Genomic DNA, 18474 nt, shown 5'->3' on the forward strand with positions numbered 1-18474 from the left:
CATTTATTACAGGAGGGGATCCGTCCCTTGAAATTACCAGACAATTGCTGATTGCCATGCAGGAGGCAGGTGCCGATTTGATCGAGATCGGAGTTCCATTTTCCGATCCCATTGCTGAAGGTGTCGTCATTCAGGACGCTGATGAACGGGCATTGAAAGCAGGATGTACAACAGATAAGTTATTTGACATGGTAAAAGAAGCCAGAAAAGAAGTGACCGTGCCAATGGTATTTATGACCTATATCAACCCAATCTATACCTATGGCAAAGAGAAATTCATGAAACGCTGCGTAGAATGCCAGATGGATGGAATCATTGTGCCGGATATGCCGTTCGAAGAAAAGGCAGAACTTGCAGACATCTGCGAAGAATACGGCATTGACCTTATCTCCATGATTGCACCGACCTCCGAAGACCGAATCGCCGCCATCGCCAGAGAAGCCAAAGGGTTCCTCTACTGCGTATCCTCATTGGGAGTCACAGGCGTAAGAAGCGAGATCAAGACAGATGTCGGAGAGATGGTATCCATGGTAAGACAGGTGAGCGATATTCCTTGCGCAGTTGGATTCGGAATTTCCACACCAGCACAGGCCGCCAAGATGGCAAGCGTATCCGATGGGGCCATCGTAGGCTCCGCCATCGTAAAAATCGTGGCACAATACGGCGGAGAATGCGTGCCAAAAGTTGCAGAATATGTAAAAGAAATGAAAAAAGCCGTTGCCCAAGTGTAAAAAGGGACACGGCAAAATGAATCTGGGACGGGGGAAAATGAAAAAACCCCCGTCCCCTGGAAACTATTTTGTGTACAACGTCACTAATTCGGTGATCATATCGACTGTTTTATCCATGCCTTCTACGGTGATGTGTTCGTATGGCCCGTGGTAAGCATGACCGCCGGTCCCAAGGTTCGGGCAAGGCAGTCCTCGGAAGCTTAACTGGCATCCGTCTGTGCCTCCGCGGATTGGAATTATAAGTGGAGTGATTCCGGTGTTTTCGCATGCGGTCTTTGCATTGTCCACCAAGTGCATGCAGTTGGCGATGATTTCTGCCATGTTCTTATACTGATCGGTGATGGTAAGCGTAACGGTTCCTTCGCCCCATTTCTCGTTCAGATTCTTTTCGATGAGTCTTAAGGTATTCTTGCGGGCTTCGAAGAAGTCTTTGTTGTGATCTCTTACGATGTAGTTTAACTGTGCTTCTGCGCATTCGCCGGACATACTGGTCAGATGATAGAATCCTTCGTAATCTTCTGTTCCGCGTGGTGTCTCCATGCCAGGTAATAAGCTGTTGATCTCCATGGCAACCAGGCTTGCGTTGATCATGGTGTCCTTAGAAGTACCTGGATGTACGTTGAATCCTTTGACGTCGAACTGTGCTTTGCATGCATTGAAGTTCTCGTACTGAATCTCACCTTCTGTAGAACCGTCCATGGTGTAAGCATAATCAGCGCCGAATCTTTCTATGTCAAAATGTGATGCACCGGTACCAATCTCTTCATCTGGTGTAAATGCAACACAGAGTGGTCCGTGTGGAATCTTCTCTGTCTGCAGACGCTCGACCAGAGTAAGAATCTCTGCGATTCCAGCCTTGTCATCAGCTCCGAGAACAGTGGTTCCATCGGAGGTGATCAGTGTGCGCCCTTTCAGGTCTTTTAAGTGGCTGAAAGTAGCTGGGCTTAAGACGAGTCCGCTGTCACCGAGAGCCAGTTCTTCTCCGTCATAGTTTTCGGTAATGACCGGAGTGATGTCGTGATCGCAGAAATCAGAGACCGTATCCATATGTGCGATAAAGCCGAGGGCTGGTTTGTCCTCATATCCTGCAGTAGCAGGTAATTTGCCATAGAGATAACACTGGTCATCCAAATAGACATCCGTTAATCCTAATTCTTTCATCTCTGCTTCCAGGATACGAGCAAGATTGAATTGGCATGTGGAAGACGGAACTGTCTCGCTGTTCTCATCGCTTGGTGTTCTTACCACCACGTATTTTAGTAATCTTTCATACGCTTTCAAAATTACATTCCCCTTTTCTTATCATATTCTATATAGTGTGAGATTATTTCACCAGATAATTATAGCACAATTTCATCTTTGCGACATCCATAAATGATGTTATACTATATAAATAATACGAAAGTCACAGAGTAGGAGGCAAAAGATTATGAAGTTAACCCAGCTGTTGGAACGTTTAGAATATGAAGTGATTCAGGGAAATGATAAGATAGAAGTTACGGAATTGATCAATGATTCCCGTAAGGTATCAGAAGGAAGTGTATTCGTCTGCATTACAGGTGCAGTATCAGATGGACATCAATATATAGAAGAGGTCGCTGCAAAAGGCGCGGCAGCAGTTATAGTGGAAAAGGAAGTAGAAGCGCCAGAAGGACTTACCGTGATCCGGGTGGAGGATACCAGATATGCACTTGCACTGATGTCGGCAGCATATTTCGGCTATCCGGCTGAGAAGCTGAAAGTTATCGGAATTACCGGAACAAAGGGAAAGACGACTACCACTTATATGGTGAAGTCTATTCTGGAAGGTGTTGGACATAAAGTAGGCCTGATTGGAACGATTGAAGCAATCATTGGAGAAAAATGTATCCCGGCGAATAATACGACACCGGAATCCTATACGATTCAGAAGTATTTTGCGGAAATGGTGGAAGAAGGATGTGACAGCGTGGTCATGGAAGTATCCTCTCAGGGGCTGATGCTGCACAGAACGGCAGGTATTCCATTTGAGATCGGAATATTTACAAATCTTGGAGAAGATCATATCGGACCGAACGAACACAAAGATTTTGAAGATTATAAGCGGTGCAAAGGATTGTTGTTCAAGCAATGTAAAATTGGAATTGCCAATGTAGATGACCAGTGGTTCGAAGATGTATTTCAGGGGGCAACCTGTGAGATTGAGACCTTTGGTTTCTCTGAGAAAGCAGATCTTCGGGCAACGGATGTAGAACACATATCAAGACCAGGATATCTGGGAGTGAACTATCATGTCAGCGGTCTGATGGATTTTGATGTGGAGATTGACATTCCAGGAGAGTTTAGCGTATATAATTCATTAACAGCAATTGCAGTGTGCAGACATTTTGATGTCCCTGTAGAAAATATCAAAGCCGCACTTAAAGTGGCAAGGGTAAAGGGAAGAATTGAGATGATCAAAGTATCCGATGACTTTACTTTGATGATTGATTATGCGCACAATGCAATGGCACTGGAAAGTCTTTTGCATACATTGAGAGATTATAACCCGGGCCGTATTGTTGCGGTATTCGGCTGTGGAGGAAACCGTTCTAAGACGCGCCGGTATGAGATGGGAGAAGTTGCCGGGAAGATGGCAGATTTTACAATCATCACATCCGATAATCCGCGGTATGAGGAACCACAGGCAATCATAGATGATATTATTATCGGTATGAAGAAGACTGATGGAGAATATATCTCAATCTGTGACAGAAAAGAAGCGATTAAGTACGCAATTGCAAATGGACGCCCGGGAGATGTCATCGTATTGGCAGGTAAGGGACATGAGACTTACCAAGAGATCAAAGGTGTGAAGTATGACATGGACGAACGTGTGTTGATCCAGGAAGTACTGGAAGAGCTTAAGGAGGAAAATGTACGCTGATATTATTATAGATATTACGCATGAAAAATTAGATAAAGTATTCCAATACCGCATCCCCTCTTCGCTGGAGGGGATGCTTGAGATTGGAACAGAAGTTGTAGTCCCATTTGGAAGAGGCAATAAAGAGACCAAAGGATATGTGATTGGGTTCTCTGAAAAAGCAGAATATGATACGTCAAAGATCAAGCAGATCCTGAAGGTGGCAGAGGGAAGTGTTGCGATTGAAGCAAAGCTGGTTGCACTGGCAGCATGGATGAAGGATTATTATGGAGGGACTATGATTCAGGCGCTGAAGACGGTCATCCCCATCAAGAAACAGGAACACGTCCGAGAAAGACGGCGAATCTGTCTTTTGCTGAATCAAGAAGACGGGAAGAAGCAGCTGGAGATTTATCTTCATAAGAATCAAAAAGCCAGGGCAAGGCTTCTTGCAGCACTTCTGGATCAGCCGGAGCAGGACTATGATCTGCTGACAAAAAAGCTGAATGTAACCAGAGCGGTGGTCAGGGCGTTAGAAGAACAAAGCGTGGCGGCGCTGGAGTCTGAGAAAGTCTTTCGTAATCCCGTTCGTTATAAAATACAGGAAAAAGAATCCGTAATAGTTAATGAAGAACAGCAGCATGCGATTGACACCTTCTGGGAAGAATACAGCCAGGGAGTTCGTAATACGTATCTGGTGTATGGTGTGACCGGAAGCGGTAAGACGGAAGTATATATGGAGATGATTGCCCGGGTTATGGAGCAGGGAAAACAGGCAATTGTATTGATTCCGGAGATTGCGCTGACTTATCAGACGGTTATGAGGTTCTACAGTAGATTCGGAGAGCGGGTGTCTATTCTGAACTCCAGGATGTCACAGGGAGAACGTTATGATCAGATGGAACGTGTGAAAGCAGGAGAAGTGGATGTCATGATCGGTCCGCGCTCCGCATTATTTACTCCGTTTCCCAATCTTGGGCTGATTGTCATAGATGAAGAACATGAGACGACCTATAAGAGTGAGCAGGTGCCACGTTATCATGCAAGAGAGACAGCTCTAAAGCGTGCCGAGATGGAAGGAGCCAGTGTAATACTTGGATCAGCAACACCATCGTTGGAATCATTTTATGCATGTAAAAGTGGTCGCTTCCGACTTCTGGAGCTGAAAAAACGTGCAGGTGCCCAAGAGCTTCCAGAGGTGTATGTGGAAGATATGCGAAAAGAGTTAAAATCAGGGAATCATTCTATCTTAAGTGAACATCTGAAAGAGCTGATAGAATCCAGATTGGAGCAGAAAGAACAGATTATGCTTTTTTTGAACCGAAGGGGATATGCGGGCTTTATTTCTTGCAGAGCCTGCGGATATGTAGTAAAATGTCCTCATTGCGATGTGTCTTTATCCGCCCATCGGAATGGAAAACTGGTGTGCCATTATTGTGGGCATGAAGAACCTCAGATTAACATATGTCCTTCTTGTGGTTCTTCTTATATTGGAGGTTTTAAAGCGGGGACTCAGCAGGTGGAAGAGATGGTGAAGAAGCAGTTTCCTAAAGCCAGAGTCTTGCGGATGGATATGGATACGACAAGAAGCAAGGACGGACACGAAAAGATTCTGGAAACATTTGCAAATGAAGAAGCAGATATTCTGATTGGTACGCAGATGATCGTTAAAGGACATGATTTTCCGAATGTCACATTGGTGGGCATTCTGGCGGCAGACATGTCTTTATATTCGAATGATTATCGGGCAGGTGAGCGGACGTTTCAGTTGCTGACACAGGCGGCAGGTCGTGCAGGGCGTGGAAAGAGTAAAGGGGAAGTCGTAATACAGACCTATAGTCCGGAACATTACAGTATTCAGATGGCAGCAAGGCAGGACTATGAAGGCTTCTACGATGCGGAAATGAATTATCGTGAATTAATGGGTTATCCCCCGGTAGAACAGTTGTTGGCAGTTCTGATGACCGGACCTCAGGAAGAGATGCTAGAACTGGCAGCGAAGTATCTGAAAGAATTTGCTCTGAGAGTAGATAAGAATCGAACATTGCAGATCATTGGTCCAGCACGGCCTTACGTGGCGAAGGTCAGTGATATCTATCGAAGGGTCCTGTATCTGAAAGGAGAAGATTATCGTTTCCTGATAGAAGTAAAAAATCTGATGGAACAGTATATTGAGATAAATAAGGGATTTCAGTCACTTCGAATTCAGTTTGACTTTAATCCTATGAATGTTTTTTAAAGGAGAGAACAATATGGCAACAAGAAAAATCAGAGAGATTGGCGATGAAGTTTTGACAAAACAATGTAAAGAAGTAACGAAGATGACGCTTAGAACAAAGATATTGATCAACGATATGCTGGATACCATGTATGAGGCGATGGGAGTAGGACTGGCAGCGCCACAGGTAGGTATCTTAAAAAGAATCGTTGTAATTGATGTGGGTGAAGGTCCGATTGTATTGATTAATCCAGAGATTCTGGAGACTTCTGGAGAACAGACCGGAGAAGAAGGATGCTTGAGCGTACCTGGGAAATCAGGTGTTGTGACCAGACCAGATCATGTGAAGGTAAAGGCGTTGAATGAAGATATGGAAGAGATTGAATTGGAGGGCGAAGGCCTTCTGGCAAGAGCATTCTGCCATGAAATTGATCATCTGAGCGGAAAGCTCTATGTGGATATGGTAGAAGGAGAACTTCATGATACCACTTATGAGGAGGAATAGCAGATGAAAGTCATATTCATGGGAACACCAGATTTTTCTGTGGGAACATTGGAGGCACTGATTGAAGCAGGACATGAAGTGGTTCTGGCAGTTACGCAGCCGGATAAACCGAAGGGACGCGGTGGGAAGATGCAGTATCCGCCTGTGAAAGAAGTGGCGCTGGAACACGATATTCCAGTGTTTCAGCCAAAGAAGATCAGAGATCCTCAGAGCATTGAGGAATTAAGAAAATATGAGGCAGATGTCATGGTAGTTATTGCTTTTGGTCAGATCCTGCCAAAGGAAATTTTGAAAATGACGCCATATGGATGTATCAATGTACATGCATCGCTGCTTCCAAAATACCGTGGGGCAGCTCCGATCCAATGGGCGGTGATCAATGGGGAAAGAGTATCAGGAGTTACCACTATGCAGATGGACGAAGGTCTGGATACCGGCGATATGATCATGAAGACAGAAGTTGTGTTGGATGAAAAAGAGACTGGCGGGAGCCTTCATGATAAGCTTGCCCTGGAAGGTGCAAAGCTGTGTGTCCACACGCTGAAGGCATTGGAGGAGAAGACAGCTGTATGGGAGAAGCAGGAAGACAGCCCGACCGAATATGCCAGAATGCTGGATAAGAAACTGGGCGATATTGACTGGACGAAGGATGCGGCATCTATTGAACGTCTGATCCGTGGACTGAATCCATGGCCAAGCGCATATACTAAGTGGAATAGTAAGATCATGAAGATCTGGGAGGCAGATGTTCTGGAAGGACAGACGGATCAGATGCCGGGAACTATTGTGAAAGTAGAAAAAGATGGTTTCTGTGTGCAGACAGGAACGGGCCTCATCAAAGTATTGTCGCTGCAGATTCCAGGGAAGAAGCGAATGGATGCAGGCGCATTTCTCAGAGGTTATCCAATGGAAGAAGGAACGGTATTGTCCTCTGGTATGTAATGAAGATATCTAAGAAAATCCTTAACAATTGTTAAAAATATATGAAAAATGGGTATTTTGCGCAATTCGTGATATAATCTAAAGAAATAATTGAAATAGCGTAAAACTGGAGGCTTTATTTATGTATTATCCAATGTATTTTGATCCAACTTATATGTTAGTGATTCTTGGCGTAATCATCTGTATGATGGCTTCTGCAAAGATGAATTCTACATTTAATAAATATTCCCGTGTGCGGAATCATTCTGGCATGACAGGAAGAGAAGCGGCAGAAGAGATCTTAAGACGTGCCGGAATCTATGATGTCAGAGTGGAACATATCTCTGGAAATCTGACGGATCATTATGATCCAAGGTCAAAAGTGCTGCGTCTGTCAGATGCGACTTATAATTCAACATCTGTTGCAGCAATGGGAGTTGCAGCACATGAGTGTGGACATGCGGTTCAGCATGAGACGGGATATGTTCCATTAAAAATCAGAGGTGCACTTGTTCCAATTGCTAATTTTGGAAGTACCATTGCATGGCCACTGATTATTATCGGACTGTTTTTTAACAGCCGTTCTTCTGCATTGTTTCTGAATCTTGGAATTCTGGCATTTTCATTGGCCGTTTTGTTCCAGATCGTGACATTGCCGGTGGAATTCAATGCATCCAACCGTGCAATTCGGGTACTCGGAAGTAGTGGAATGTTATATGAAGATGAAGTAAAGGCAACGAGAAAAGTATTGACAGCAGCAGCGCTTACTTATGTTGCAGGTGCGGCGTCTGCAATTCTTCAGCTGCTCCGTATCATATTGCTGACGGGAAACCGAAGAGATTAAGAGAGAATAATTGGATCCCGTACAGAATGCGGGAAGGAATGTGGAGGAAAAGTTATGGCAGCATCGATTGGCGGGCGCGAACTTGTGCTTGAAATACTGCTTCAGATTACGAGGGATGGGGAATACAGCCATATTGCCTTGAAGAATGTTCTTGATCAATATCAATATCTGGATAAAAAAGAGCGTGCGTTTATCACGAGAGTGGTAGATGGCACGCTTGAACACATGATAGAAATCGACTATATCATCAATCAATTTTCCAAAGTAAAAGTGAATAAAATGAAACCGGTGATTCGGACCATTATGAGAAGTGGTGTTTACCAGTTAAAGTACATGGACAGCGTGCCTGATTCAGCAGTTTGTAATGAAGCGGTAAAACTGGCAGAAAAACGCGGGTTTAAGACATTAAAAGGATTTGTCAATGGTGTGCTGCGCAATATCAGCAGAAATCTGTCAGATATTGTATATCCTTCGGAAGAGAATCTGTTTCAGTACCTTTCAATCCGTTATTCGCTTCCGGAATGGATCTTGAAACAATGGCTGTCAGTTTATGATGAAAAGACAGTTTGTGAGATGGCTGAAGAATTCTTGAAAGAAAAACCTCTGACGGTTCGCTGTAATCTGGATAAGATCTCAAAGGAAGAATTAATATGTCTGCTACAGAAAGAAGGCGTTAATGTCCAAGAGAGTCCGTCTCTTCCTTATGCACTGTATCTTTCGGGATTTGATCATCTTGCCGGACTACATAGTTTTCAGATGGGTTATTATCAGGTGCAGGATATCAGTTCCATGCAAGTGGCAGAATGGGCGTCACCACAACCAGGAGACTATGTCATTGATGTGTGTGCCGCACCTGGTGGAAAATCGATGCATATTGCAGAGTGTCTGAAAGGAACTGGTCACGTAGAAGCACGGGATCTGACCGATTATAAAGTATCTATGATTCGTGAAAATATTGTACAAAGTGGCTTGCCTAATATAGAAGCTGTGCGTCAGGATGCTCTTGAATTGGTGAGTGAAACTGTCGGAAAAGCAGATATTGTTATAGCAGATCTTCCGTGTTCGGGGTTGGGGGTTCTGGGCAAGAAACCAGATTTGAAGTATAAGATGACAGAGGAGATGACAAAAGAACTGGCAGCATTTCAGAGACAGATCTTATCCGTAGTACATCAATATGTGAAACCGGGTGGTAAACTGCTATATAGTACTTGTACGATTCACAGGGAAGAAAATGAGAGAAATGCAGAATGGTTCGCCAGAGAATATCCGGAATTTTGCCTTGTAAAGCAGAAGCAGATGCTGCCGGGAAAAGACGAAGGCGACGGATTCTATATTGCAATGTTTCAAAAGGAGAGTCATGAATAAGAAGGATATATGTTCTTATAATTATGAAGAATTAAAGATAGAAATAGAGAGCATAGGGGAAAAAGCTTTTCGCAGCAAACAGATCTATGAATGGCTGCATGTAAAGCTTGTTGATTGCTTTGACGAGATGACCAATCTGTCAAAAAAGTTAAGAGAAAAATTAGAAGAGAACTACGTGATTCCTACAGTGAATATGATTGATCATCAGATATCCAAAGTGGATCCTACAGAAAAGTTCCTTTTTGAATTGTCAGATGGTAATATGATAGAAAGTGTTCTGATGAAATATAATTATGGCAATTCCGTGTGTATTTCTTCACAGGCCGGGTGCCGTATGGGGTGTAGATTCTGTGCTTCTACGATTGGAGGACTGGAGCGGAGTCTGGCACCGTCAGAGATGCTAAGACAGATTTATCAGATTCAGAAGATGACAGGAGAACGGGTATCCAACGTGGTGGTGATGGGAACCGGTGAGCCATTAGATAACTATGATAATTTTGTGAAATTTATTCATATGCTGAGCGATGAACACGGCCTGAATATCAGCCAGCGCAATATTACAGCTTCTACTTGCGGCATTGTACCGAATATGAGGCGCCTGGCAGAAGAAGGGCTTCAGATTACTCTGGCATTATCGTTACATGGTTCCAGTCAGGAAAAAAGAAAGAGATTGATGCCAGTAGCAAATAAATATGAATTACAAGATGTATTGGAAGCATGTGACTATTATTTCCAGAAAACAGGGCGAAGAATTACTTTTGAGTATAGTCTGGTGGAAGGTGTGAATGATCAGCCGGAGGATATCCGGGAACTGACTTCTATATTAAAAAAGAGAAACTGTCACTTGAATCTGATTCCGGTGAATCCGATCAAGGAGCGGGATTATAAGAAGCCAGACAGGAAAAATGCTCTGGAATTTAAAAATAAACTTGAAAAAAACGGAATTAATGTTACTATAAGAAGGGAAAGAGGCTCAGATATTGATGGAGCCTGCGGCCAATTGCGCAGAAGGCATGCGGCAGCGGATGAAGGAGAAGCGAATGAAACTATATGCAATGACTGATGTAGGCAGAAAACGTGAAGTCAACCAGGACTACGTATATGTAACGGACAGCCCGATAGGACCGTTTCCGAATCTTCTTGCGGTAGCCGATGGAATGGGAGGCCACAAGGCAGGAGATTTTGCGTCCAAATATACGGTGAATGTGTTGATCGATGAATTGAAAAATACACCATTAGATAAGCCTGAAGAGATTCTGCGTAATGTAGTCGGTATTGCAAATCATAAGCTGATCGAGGCCGCGTCCACGGATATTAAGCTGGAAGGAATGGGAACAACACTGGTAGTAGCAACAGTTGTTGGCAATACATTATATTTTGCCAATGTGGGAGACAGCAGACTCTATTTGATCAATGATAAGATCCGGCAGATATCTAAGGATCATTCTCTTGTGGAGGAGATGGTAAGGCTGGGAGGAATTAAGGCAGAAGAAGCCAGAAATCACCCAGATAAAAATATCATCACAAGAGCCATAGGAGTAAAGGAAGATGTAGAGGCAGATATCTATGAATATCGCCTGAAAAAGGGTGATTTCATACTGATGTGCACCGATGGGTTGAGTAATATGGTAGAAGATGAAGACATGTTTGATATTGTGAAAGGTGCCAGAGATATTGTAGAAGCGGTGCAGATGTTAATCGAAAAGGCAAATAGTAATGGTGGGAGAGATAACATAGGGGTTGTTATGGCAGAGCCACTTGCGGATGAGGTGAATATATGGTAAAAGATGGTATTTTTCTTGGAAAGCGATATGAGGTGCTGAGTAAGATCGGGGCAGGTGGGATGGCCGATGTCTATAAAGGCAAAGACCAGATGTTGAATCGTTATGTGGCAATCAAGGTTTTAAAGAAAGAATATAAGGAAGATGAGAATTTTGTGCGTAAATTCCGCTCAGAGGCTCAGGCAGCAGCTGGGCTTATGCATCCGAACATCGTAAATGTATACGATGTTGGAGAAGACCGGGGGCTGTATTATATGGTCATGGAACTGGTCGAAGGAATTACGTTAAAGGAATATATTGAGAAAAAAGGAAGATTATCTCATAAAGAGGTTATCAGTATTGCTATTCAGGTATGTACAGGTATCGGAGTGGCTCATGCGGCAAATATTATTCATCGTGATATTAAGCCGCAGAATATTATTATATCAAAAGATGGGAAAGTAAAAGTAACAGATTTTGGCATTGCGAAGGCTACTACATCTAATACAGTTAGTTCTAATGCTATGGGATCTGTTCATTATACATCTCCAGAACAGGCTCGTGGAGGATTCAGTGACCAGAGAAGTGATATCTATTCTATCGGTATCACTCTTTACGAGATGGTGACTGGGCAGGTGCCGTTTGACGGAGATTCTACCGTGTCAGTAGCTATTAAGCATCTTCAGGAAGAGATTACTCCGCCTTCAGAAATTGTGCCGGATATTCCGTATAGTCTGGAACAGATCATATTAAAGTGTACACAAAAGAATAGTGAGAGAAGATATAAGAATACCAATGAGCTGATTCGGGATCTGAAGCGGTCTTTGGTAGATCCGGATGGAGATTTCGTTGTGATTCCTCCTCTTCGTAATGCTGATACAGTTATTATTACAGATGAAGATCTGGATGATATCAGAAGCTCTTATGACGAAGATGACGATTATGATGAAGATGATTACGACGAAGATGATTATGATGAGGATGACGACGATTATGACGAATATGAGGATGACGAATATGATGATGAGTACGATTCCAAGCATGGCAAAAAAGGAAAAGACTCTGATGATGTCAATCCTCGTATGCGGAAGATTACAAAGATTCTGACGATTGTTGTTGCAATCATTATTATATTTATTCTGGTATTTTCCATTGGAAAGGCCGCAGGCGTTTTTAAATTTGGACCAAGTCTTATCTCGGAAGATTCAGAAGAACAAGTAAAAGTTCCGAATGTAGTCGGTATGACAGAGGAGCAGGCAAAGAAGGCGCTGAATGAAAAAGGACTTGGCTTCAAAGTTGTTGAGCGAAAAGAATCCAAGAAGTATGAAGAAGGAACCGTATGTGAACAGAAGACGGAGGCAGGAAAGAAAGTTGCCAAGAATACAACGATTCAGGTAGTTGTAAGTTCAGGTCTTATTGGAGATGAAATAACAGTACCGGACGTAAGTGGTATGAGTGAAGATGAAGCACAGAGTGCATTGGAAAAAGAAGGATTCAAGAAGATATCCTCCGAGTTTGAGTACAGTGACAGTGTGGCAGAGGGTGATGTGATTGGAACGACACCTGCAGCGAATTCAAAAGCGACCAAGGATACTGAGATTGTCATGAAAGTAAGTAAAGGTGCTGAGAAGAAGACCGTTCCGAATGTAGTGGGACAGCAAGACGAAGATGCACAGAATGCAATTAAGAGTGCAGGTTTGAATGTTGGTACAGTAACGTATGATTATAATGACAGTGTTCCGAAAGGTCAGGTTGTATCCCAGAGTGTGGATGGCGGTAAGAAAGTGGCAGCAGGAACCAGTGTGGGACTTGTAGTCAGCAATGGACCGAAACCAGACGAAAGAGTAGATGTTCAGAATTTTGTGGGAAGATCAGAAAGTGATCTGACGAGTTGGGCTTCCGGCAACGGACTTTATACAAGCCGAACTGGCTCTCAGACCAGTGATACGATTCCAAAAGGTGCGATTATCTCTCAGAGTCCGTCTTCTGGAAAAGTTGATAAAGGTGGAACCATTACTTATGTGATCAGTGACGGACCATCACAGGATCAGGGCGGCTCGGAAGGTATAGAATAAGCACAGAGACTAAAAGCAGATAGGATAGAGATGCAAGGAAAGATAGTAAAAGGAATTGCCGGATTCTACTACGTACACGTAGTAGAATCCGGTGTTTATGAATGTAAAGCCAAAGGAACTTTTCGAAAGGATAAGATTAAACCGCTGGTAGGAGATAATGTTGAGATAGAAGTTCTGGATGAGAGCGAGAAGACTGGAAATATTATTGCCATACTTCCTCGCATGAATGAGCTGATTCGTCCGGCAGTTGCCAATATTGATCAGGCTCTGGTGGTGTTCGCAATTACAAAGCCGAATCCACATTTTAATCTTTTGGATCGATTTTTGGTGATGATGGAAAGTAAAGAGATTCCAGTGGTGCTGTGCTTTAACAAAGAGGACATTGCCGAGGATCCGCAGGTCAAAGAATTAAAGCAGATTTATGCGAGATGTGGATATCCGTTAATATTTACCAGTGCTTTGAAAGAAAAGAACATTGACAGCGTTCGAAAGGTTTTGAAGGGAAAGACAACAGCTATTGCAGGCCCTTCTGGTGTTGGCAAATCTTCAATTATTAATATTTTACAGCCAGAAGCCAATATGGAGACCGGAACTATCAGTAATAAGATTGAGCGCGGAAGGCATACGACAAGGCATTCGGAATTGTTCCCGATTGATGAGAATTCTTACATTATGGATACTCCTGGTTTTAGCTCGCTGTATGTCAACGATTTTGAAAAAGAAGAACTGAAATATTATTTTCCGGAGTTTGCAAAGTATGAGGGAATGTGCCGTTTTCATGGATGTGATCATGTTCATGAGCCGGGATGTGCAGTAAAAGAGGCTGTAGATGCGGGAGAAATACACAGAATACGATATCAGAATTATATAGAGATGTATGAGGAACTGAAGAGTAAGAGGAGGTATTGATATGGACTATATATTAGCTCCATCAATTTTGTCGGCAGATTTCAAGGTGTTGGGCCAGGAAATGCAGAAGACAGCAGAAAACGGTGCCAGATATCTGCACTTTGATGTAATGGATGGAATGTTTGTACCCAGTATATCTTTTGGGATGCCAGTGCTTGCATCGATTCATAATGCAACGAATCAGTTGATGGATGTGCATTTGATGGTACAGGAACCGATTCGTTATATTGAGGCTTTTCAAAAAGCGGGTGCGGATCTTGTGACGATTCATCTGGAGGCATGTGAAGATGTAGAGGCAACGATTACAACCATTCATGAATGTGGGATGAAAGTTGGCTTGTCTATTTGCCCGGAGACAGATGCAGAGATGGTTCTGCCGTATTTATCAGAAATAGATATGATATTGGTGATGAGCGTTCATCCGGGATTCGGAGGACAGAAATTTATTCCGGAATCATTAGAGAAAATACGTAAGATCCGTGCTATGATGGCAGAACGTGGATTATCCGTGGATATTCAGGTGGATGGGGGGATCTGCCTGGCAAATGTACGGGATGTATTAGATGCGGGAGCGAATATCATTGTTGCAGGGTCAGCTGTGTTTAAGGGAGATCCAGAGAAGAATACCAAAGATTTTATGGAGATACTGAATAGTTATGAGTAAGAGAATTGTAATTGTGAGTGGGGGAGAACTGAATGAGAATTTTGCTCTTTCTATTCTGAGAGAGCAGGAAGGGGAATGTATCATTGCTGTAGACAAGGGAATGGAATTTCTTTATCTACATCAGATTATGCCAAGCTATATTGTGGGAGATTTTGACAGTGTGAAGAAAGAAATCGGTGACTATTACCGGAATGAAACGAATGTACCGATTCGCGAATATAATCCAGTTAAGGATGCGTCCGATACTGAGATTGCTATCAGACTGGCGATGACTCTTGGATGCAGCGAGCTGATAATCCTTGGAGCTACAGGAGGCAGAATCGATCATCTGTGGGCGAATGTACAGAGCCTTATGATTCCGTTTAAGGCAGGGATCGATGCGAAGATTATAGACAGTCAGAATCTAATCCGCCTGATTGGAGATGGAGAGACGCATTTGAAGAAGGAAGAGGCATTCGGTCCATATTTTTCTGTATTTCCATTAGGAGAAGAGGTTTTTGGATTTAATATCGAAGGAGCCAAATATCCATTGCGTAATCATACGCTTTCGCCTTGTAATAGTCTCTGTGTCAGCAATCAGATCGCAGAAGATGTTGATGAGGTTGTAATCAGTTTCCCGGCGGGAAATGTAATCTTGATGCAGACCCGTGACAAGCGCGAGTAAAAGTGATACACTATTGTGTATTCGTGAGAATAGAGAACAAGAAGAGAGGACGAGATAGATGAAATTAGGAATCGTAGGATTACCAAACGTAGGGAAAAGTACGTTGTTCAATTCATTGACAAAAGCCGGAGCAGAATCTGCAAACTATCCATTCTGTACCATTGATCCAAATGTCGGCGTTGTAACTGTGCCTGATGAAAGATTAAATGTACTGGGAGAGATGTATCATACCAAGAAAATCATACCGGCTGCAATTGAGTTCGTTGATATTGCAGGATTAGTAAAAGGTGCTTCCAAAGGAGAGGGACTTGGGAACCAGTTCCTTGCCAATATTCGTGAAGTTGATGCGATTGTCCATGTAGTGAGATGTTTTGAAGACAGCAATATTGTTCATGTAGATGGAAGTATCAATCCATTACGTGATATTGAGACTATCAATCTGGAATTAATTTTCTCTGATCTGGAGATACTGGAACGTAGAATTGCCAAGACAACAAAGGTTGCAAGAAATGATAAAGCTGCAGCAAAGGAATTGGCATTGTTGGAGAAGATTAAGGTACACCTGGAAGAAGGAAAACTTGCGAAGACATTTGACGATGTAAGTGATGAAGAGGAAGAAGAATGGCTTGCAGGATATAATCTGTTGACATATAAACCAGTCATCTATGCTGCAAATGTTGCAGAAGATGATCTGGCAGATGACGGTGCTTCTAATGCCGGAGTAGAAGCTGTCCGTGAATATGCGAAGGAAGAACAGAGCGAAGTGTTCGTTGTGTGTGCACAGATTGAGCAGGAAATTGCTGAATTAGAAGATGATGAGAAGAAGATGTTCCTGGAAGATCTGGGATTAACGGAATCTGGCCTTGAAAAATTAATTAAAGCCAGCTATAAATTACTGGGGCTGATTAGTTACCTGACTGCAGGTGAACCAGAAGTGCGTGCATGGACGATTAAAAATGGAACCAAAGCACCTCAGGCAGCAGGAAAGATTCATTCCGATTTTGAACGAGGATTTATTCGTGCTGAAGTAGTATCCTATGATGATCTGATTGCTTGCGGCAGTCATAATGCAGCAAAAGAAAAAGGACTGATCAGACTGGAAGGAAAAGATTACGTTGTAAAAGACGGAGACATTATGTTATTCCGTTTTAACGTATAAGGAAGGAAGAATGAAAAATGCATAAAACAATAGATTTTCCGAATATTGGGATCCACTTGGAATCCGTTGGGGATCATATTACAGTATTTGGATTCGATATTGCATACTATGGCATTATTATTGGAATTGGCATTCTGGTCGGTCTGCTTATCGCAGTTGCAGAGGCAAAGCGGACAGGTCAAAAGGAAGAAGATTACTATGATCTGGCAATCTATGCAGTGATTTTTGCAATCATAGGTGCCAGAGCATATTATGTTATTTTTTCCTGGGATATGTATAAAGACGACCTGTTAAGTATATTGAATATTCGTCAGGGTGGTCTTGCAATCTATGGAGGTGTGATTGCAGCAGTTATAACGGTCTTGATTTTTGCAAGGATCAAGAAGTTATCGGCACCGCTGCTTATGGATACTGCAGGTCTTGGACTTGTGGCAGGACAGATGATCGGACGATGGGGAAACTTCTTTAACAGGGAGGCTTTTGGAGAATATACGGATAGCCTGTTAGCGATGCAGCTTCCAGTGGATGCAGTCAGAAGTTCTGATATTACGGAATTGATGAGAGAGCACATGGAGACTGTGGATGGTGTATCTTATATCCAGGTTCATCCGACTTATTTGTATGAGTCACTTTGGTGTATGATGGTTCTGATCATAATGTTGCTGTACCGAAAGCATAAAAAATTTGACGGGGAAGTATTCCTGGTGTATCTTCTGGGATATGGACTGGGAAGAGTCTGGATTGAGGGTCTGAGAACAGACCAGTTACTGCTTCCGGTAGTGGGATTACCAGTATCACAGATCCTGGCCGGAGTGATCGTGGTTGTGTCAACAATATTGATAATATATCATCGATGGAAAGTAACGAAAGAATAATAAAAAACAGCAGAAGCATTGTAATTGATTACGATGCTTCTGCTATTTTTTTACGCTAATTCAGTGAGGCAGGAGAGAGCGGCTTCGTCAGCTACGATGGTTACATCGTTGTGGAGCTGGAGGATGGAGGCTGGCACTTCCGGAGTGATTGGGCCGTAGAGTACTTTTTCGAGTATCTGGGCCTTGTCAGCGCCGCTTACGATGACCAGGATCTTTTTTGCCTGCATAATATTTTTGATTCCCATGGTGTATGCCTGGCGTGGTACTTCTTCCTCAGAAGCAAAGAAACGCTTGTTGGCTTCTATGGTACTTTCTGTCAAGTCTACGCAGTGTGTTTCGCGTTCGAAAGCAGCGCCTGGTTCATTGAAGCCGATATGACCATTGTGCCCAAGTCCCAGAAGCTGTAGATCAATACCACCGGATGTGGCAATTATATGATTGTAATCAGTACAAGCCTTCTCTGAATTGACCTCAAGTCCATTGGGAACGAAAGTGTGAGCTTTGTCAATGTTTACATGATTGAATAGATTCGTGTCCATAAAATAGCGATAGCTCTGGTCATTTTCGGGGGAGAGACCTTTATATTCGTCCAGATTGATGCTGGTTACATGAGAGAAGTCAAGGTCTCCTTTGTTATACCACTCAATTAATTGGCGATAAGTTCCTACAGGTGAAGAACCGGTGGCAAGTCCCAGTACACAGTTGGGTTTCATAATAATCTGTGCAGAAATAATATTTGCAGCTTTACGGCTCATGTCTTGATAATCTTTTGCTCTGTAAATAATCATAGTTTTTATCCCTTTCTTTGAATAGTTCATATCTTTTGTGTTCAGTATAACAATCATCCTGTACTTTTCAAGGGAAATGCGTGGAATTGAAGTTACTTTCACAAATGGAAAG

The 18474-nt window shown here is 42.9% G+C and carries 17 protein-coding genes; 15 read left to right on the plus strand and 2 right to left on the minus strand.

Translation table 11 applies throughout. From position 1 onward, the window contains the following. Positions 1 to 731, plus strand: a 731-nt coding sequence (gene trpA / locus ACQRD1_RS10890) for a tryptophan synthase subunit alpha (RefSeq protein WP_427787558.1), incomplete at its 5' end; no start/stop codon positions are given. Positions 732 to 794: 63 nt separating this feature from the next. On the opposite strand, the gene pepT is transcribed toward trpA, so the two are convergent. Next, positions 795 to 2012 carry a peptidase T gene (gene pepT / locus ACQRD1_RS10895; protein WP_235233923.1) on the minus strand — a complete coding sequence of 406 codons (1218 nt, stop codon included), beginning with the start codon at positions 2010 to 2012 and terminating at the stop codon, positions 795 to 797. Positions 2013 to 2160: 148 nt separating this feature from the next. On the opposite strand from pepT, the gene ACQRD1_RS10900 reads away from it, so the two are divergent. From ACQRD1_RS10900 to lgt, 14 genes are all read left to right on the plus strand, one after another. Then, on the plus strand, positions 2161 to 3636 hold the full coding sequence (locus tag ACQRD1_RS10900; protein ID WP_347376105.1) for a UDP-N-acetylmuramoyl-L-alanyl-D-glutamate--2,6-diaminopimelate ligase: 1476 nt from the start codon (positions 2161 to 2163) through the stop codon (positions 3634 to 3636). After that, positions 3626 to 5854: a replication restart helicase PriA gene (priA, locus tag ACQRD1_RS10905; protein WP_427787560.1), complete on the plus strand. Its 2229-nt coding sequence runs from the start codon at positions 3626 to 3628 to the stop codon at positions 5852 to 5854. The genes ACQRD1_RS10900 and priA overlap by 11 nt, the downstream gene beginning before the upstream one ends. Positions 5855 to 5867: 13 nt before the next feature. Next, positions 5868 to 6338 carry a peptide deformylase gene (gene def / locus ACQRD1_RS10910; protein WP_235233928.1) on the plus strand — a complete coding sequence of 157 codons (471 nt, stop codon included), beginning with the start codon at positions 5868 to 5870 and terminating at the stop codon, positions 6336 to 6338. A gap of 3 nt (positions 6339 to 6341) precedes the next feature. Further along, complete coding sequence (fmt, locus tag ACQRD1_RS10915) at positions 6342 to 7280, plus strand: methionyl-tRNA formyltransferase (RefSeq protein WP_235233929.1); 939 nt, start codon at positions 6342 to 6344, stop codon at positions 7278 to 7280. 121 nt (positions 7281 to 7401) lie between these two features. Then, positions 7402 to 8103, plus strand: a complete 702-nt coding sequence (locus tag ACQRD1_RS10920) for a zinc metallopeptidase (RefSeq protein WP_235233930.1) — start codon at positions 7402 to 7404, stop codon at positions 8101 to 8103. Positions 8104 to 8157: 54 nt separating this feature from the next. Further along, complete coding sequence (gene rsmB / locus ACQRD1_RS10925; protein WP_235233932.1) at positions 8158 to 9468, plus strand: 16S rRNA (cytosine(967)-C(5))-methyltransferase RsmB; 1311 nt, start codon at positions 8158 to 8160, stop codon at positions 9466 to 9468. Further along, positions 9461 to 10531 (plus strand): 23S rRNA (adenine(2503)-C(2))-methyltransferase RlmN, encoded by a 1071-nt coding sequence (rlmN, locus tag ACQRD1_RS10930; protein ID WP_235233933.1) that lies wholly within the window; start codon positions 9461 to 9463, stop codon positions 10529 to 10531. The genes rsmB and rlmN overlap by 8 nt, the downstream gene beginning before the upstream one ends. Continuing rightward, positions 10509 to 11252, plus strand: a complete 744-nt coding sequence (locus ACQRD1_RS10935; protein ID WP_235233934.1) for a Stp1/IreP family PP2C-type Ser/Thr phosphatase — start codon at positions 10509 to 10511, stop codon at positions 11250 to 11252. The genes rlmN and ACQRD1_RS10935 overlap by 23 nt, the downstream gene beginning before the upstream one ends. After that, positions 11246 to 13303: a Stk1 family PASTA domain-containing Ser/Thr kinase gene (pknB, locus tag ACQRD1_RS10940; RefSeq protein ID WP_235233935.1), complete on the plus strand. Its 2058-nt coding sequence runs from the start codon at positions 11246 to 11248 to the stop codon at positions 13301 to 13303. The genes ACQRD1_RS10935 and pknB overlap by 7 nt, the downstream gene beginning before the upstream one ends. A gap of 30 nt (positions 13304 to 13333) precedes the next feature. Further along, a complete protein-coding gene (gene rsgA, locus ACQRD1_RS10945) occupies positions 13334 to 14212 on the plus strand; it encodes a ribosome small subunit-dependent GTPase A (protein ID WP_235233937.1) in 879 nt (292 codons plus the stop codon). Between the two features lies 1 nt (position 14213). Next, positions 14214 to 14876 (plus strand): ribulose-phosphate 3-epimerase, encoded by a 663-nt coding sequence (gene rpe, locus ACQRD1_RS10950; protein WP_235233939.1) that lies wholly within the window; start codon positions 14214 to 14216, stop codon positions 14874 to 14876. Then, a complete protein-coding gene (locus ACQRD1_RS10955) occupies positions 14869 to 15540 on the plus strand; it encodes a thiamine diphosphokinase (protein WP_235233940.1) in 672 nt (223 codons plus the stop codon). Before rpe ends, ACQRD1_RS10955 begins: the two co-directional genes overlap by 8 nt. A gap of 58 nt (positions 15541 to 15598) precedes the next feature. After that, positions 15599 to 16699, plus strand: a complete 1101-nt coding sequence (gene ychF / locus ACQRD1_RS10960) for a redox-regulated ATPase YchF (RefSeq protein WP_235233942.1) — start codon at positions 15599 to 15601, stop codon at positions 16697 to 16699. A gap of 17 nt (positions 16700 to 16716) precedes the next feature. Next, entirely contained in the window at positions 16717 to 17574 is an 858-nt protein-coding gene (gene lgt, locus ACQRD1_RS10965; RefSeq protein ID WP_235233943.1) for a prolipoprotein diacylglyceryl transferase, read from the plus strand. 50 nt (positions 17575 to 17624) lie between these two features. Here lgt and nagB read toward each other — a convergent pair whose 3' ends face one another. Further along, on the minus strand, positions 17625 to 18362 hold the full coding sequence (gene nagB, locus ACQRD1_RS10970) for a glucosamine-6-phosphate deaminase (RefSeq protein WP_235233944.1): 738 nt from the start codon (positions 18360 to 18362) through the stop codon (positions 17625 to 17627). Between the last annotated feature and the right edge of the window lie 112 nt (positions 18363 to 18474).

Source organism: Bariatricus sp. SGI.019 (genome assembly GCF_050315235.1).
In the GTDB taxonomy this organism is placed as follows: domain Bacteria; phylum Bacillota; class Clostridia; order Lachnospirales; family Lachnospiraceae; genus JAFBIX01.

What these genes read in the sequence shown, in the direction of transcription:
- ACQRD1_RS10900 (WP_347376105.1), top strand. Translation starts at nt 2,161, where the DNA reads ATGAAGTTAACCCAGCTGTTGGAACGTTTAGAATATGAAGTGATTCAG.
- priA (WP_427787560.1), top strand. Translation starts at nt 3,626, where the DNA reads ATGTACGCTGATATTATTATAGATATTACGCATGAAAAATTAGATAAA.
- def (WP_235233928.1), top strand. Translation starts at nt 5,868, where the DNA reads ATGGCAACAAGAAAAATCAGAGAGATTGGCGATGAAGTTTTGACAAAA.
- fmt (WP_235233929.1), top strand. Translation starts at nt 6,342, where the DNA reads ATGAAAGTCATATTCATGGGAACACCAGATTTTTCTGTGGGAACATTG.
- ACQRD1_RS10920 (WP_235233930.1), top strand. Translation starts at nt 7,402, where the DNA reads ATGTATTATCCAATGTATTTTGATCCAACTTATATGTTAGTGATTCTT.
- rsmB (WP_235233932.1), top strand. Translation starts at nt 8,158, where the DNA reads ATGGCAGCATCGATTGGCGGGCGCGAACTTGTGCTTGAAATACTGCTT.
- rlmN (WP_235233933.1), top strand. Translation starts at nt 9,461, where the DNA reads ATGAATAAGAAGGATATATGTTCTTATAATTATGAAGAATTAAAGATA.
- ACQRD1_RS10935 (WP_235233934.1), top strand. Translation starts at nt 10,509, where the DNA reads ATGAAACTATATGCAATGACTGATGTAGGCAGAAAACGTGAAGTCAAC.
- pknB (WP_235233935.1), top strand. Translation starts at nt 11,246, where the DNA reads ATGGTAAAAGATGGTATTTTTCTTGGAAAGCGATATGAGGTGCTGAGT.
- rsgA (WP_235233937.1), top strand. Translation starts at nt 13,334, where the DNA reads ATGCAAGGAAAGATAGTAAAAGGAATTGCCGGATTCTACTACGTACAC.
- rpe (WP_235233939.1), top strand. Translation starts at nt 14,214, where the DNA reads ATGGACTATATATTAGCTCCATCAATTTTGTCGGCAGATTTCAAGGTG.
- ACQRD1_RS10955 (WP_235233940.1), top strand. Translation starts at nt 14,869, where the DNA reads ATGAGTAAGAGAATTGTAATTGTGAGTGGGGGAGAACTGAATGAGAAT.
- ychF (WP_235233942.1), top strand. Translation starts at nt 15,599, where the DNA reads ATGAAATTAGGAATCGTAGGATTACCAAACGTAGGGAAAAGTACGTTG.
- lgt (WP_235233943.1), top strand. Translation starts at nt 16,717, where the DNA reads ATGCATAAAACAATAGATTTTCCGAATATTGGGATCCACTTGGAATCC.
- nagB (WP_235233944.1), bottom strand. Translation starts at nt 18,362, where the DNA reads ATGATTATTTACAGAGCAAAAGATTATCAAGACATGAGCCGTAAAGCT.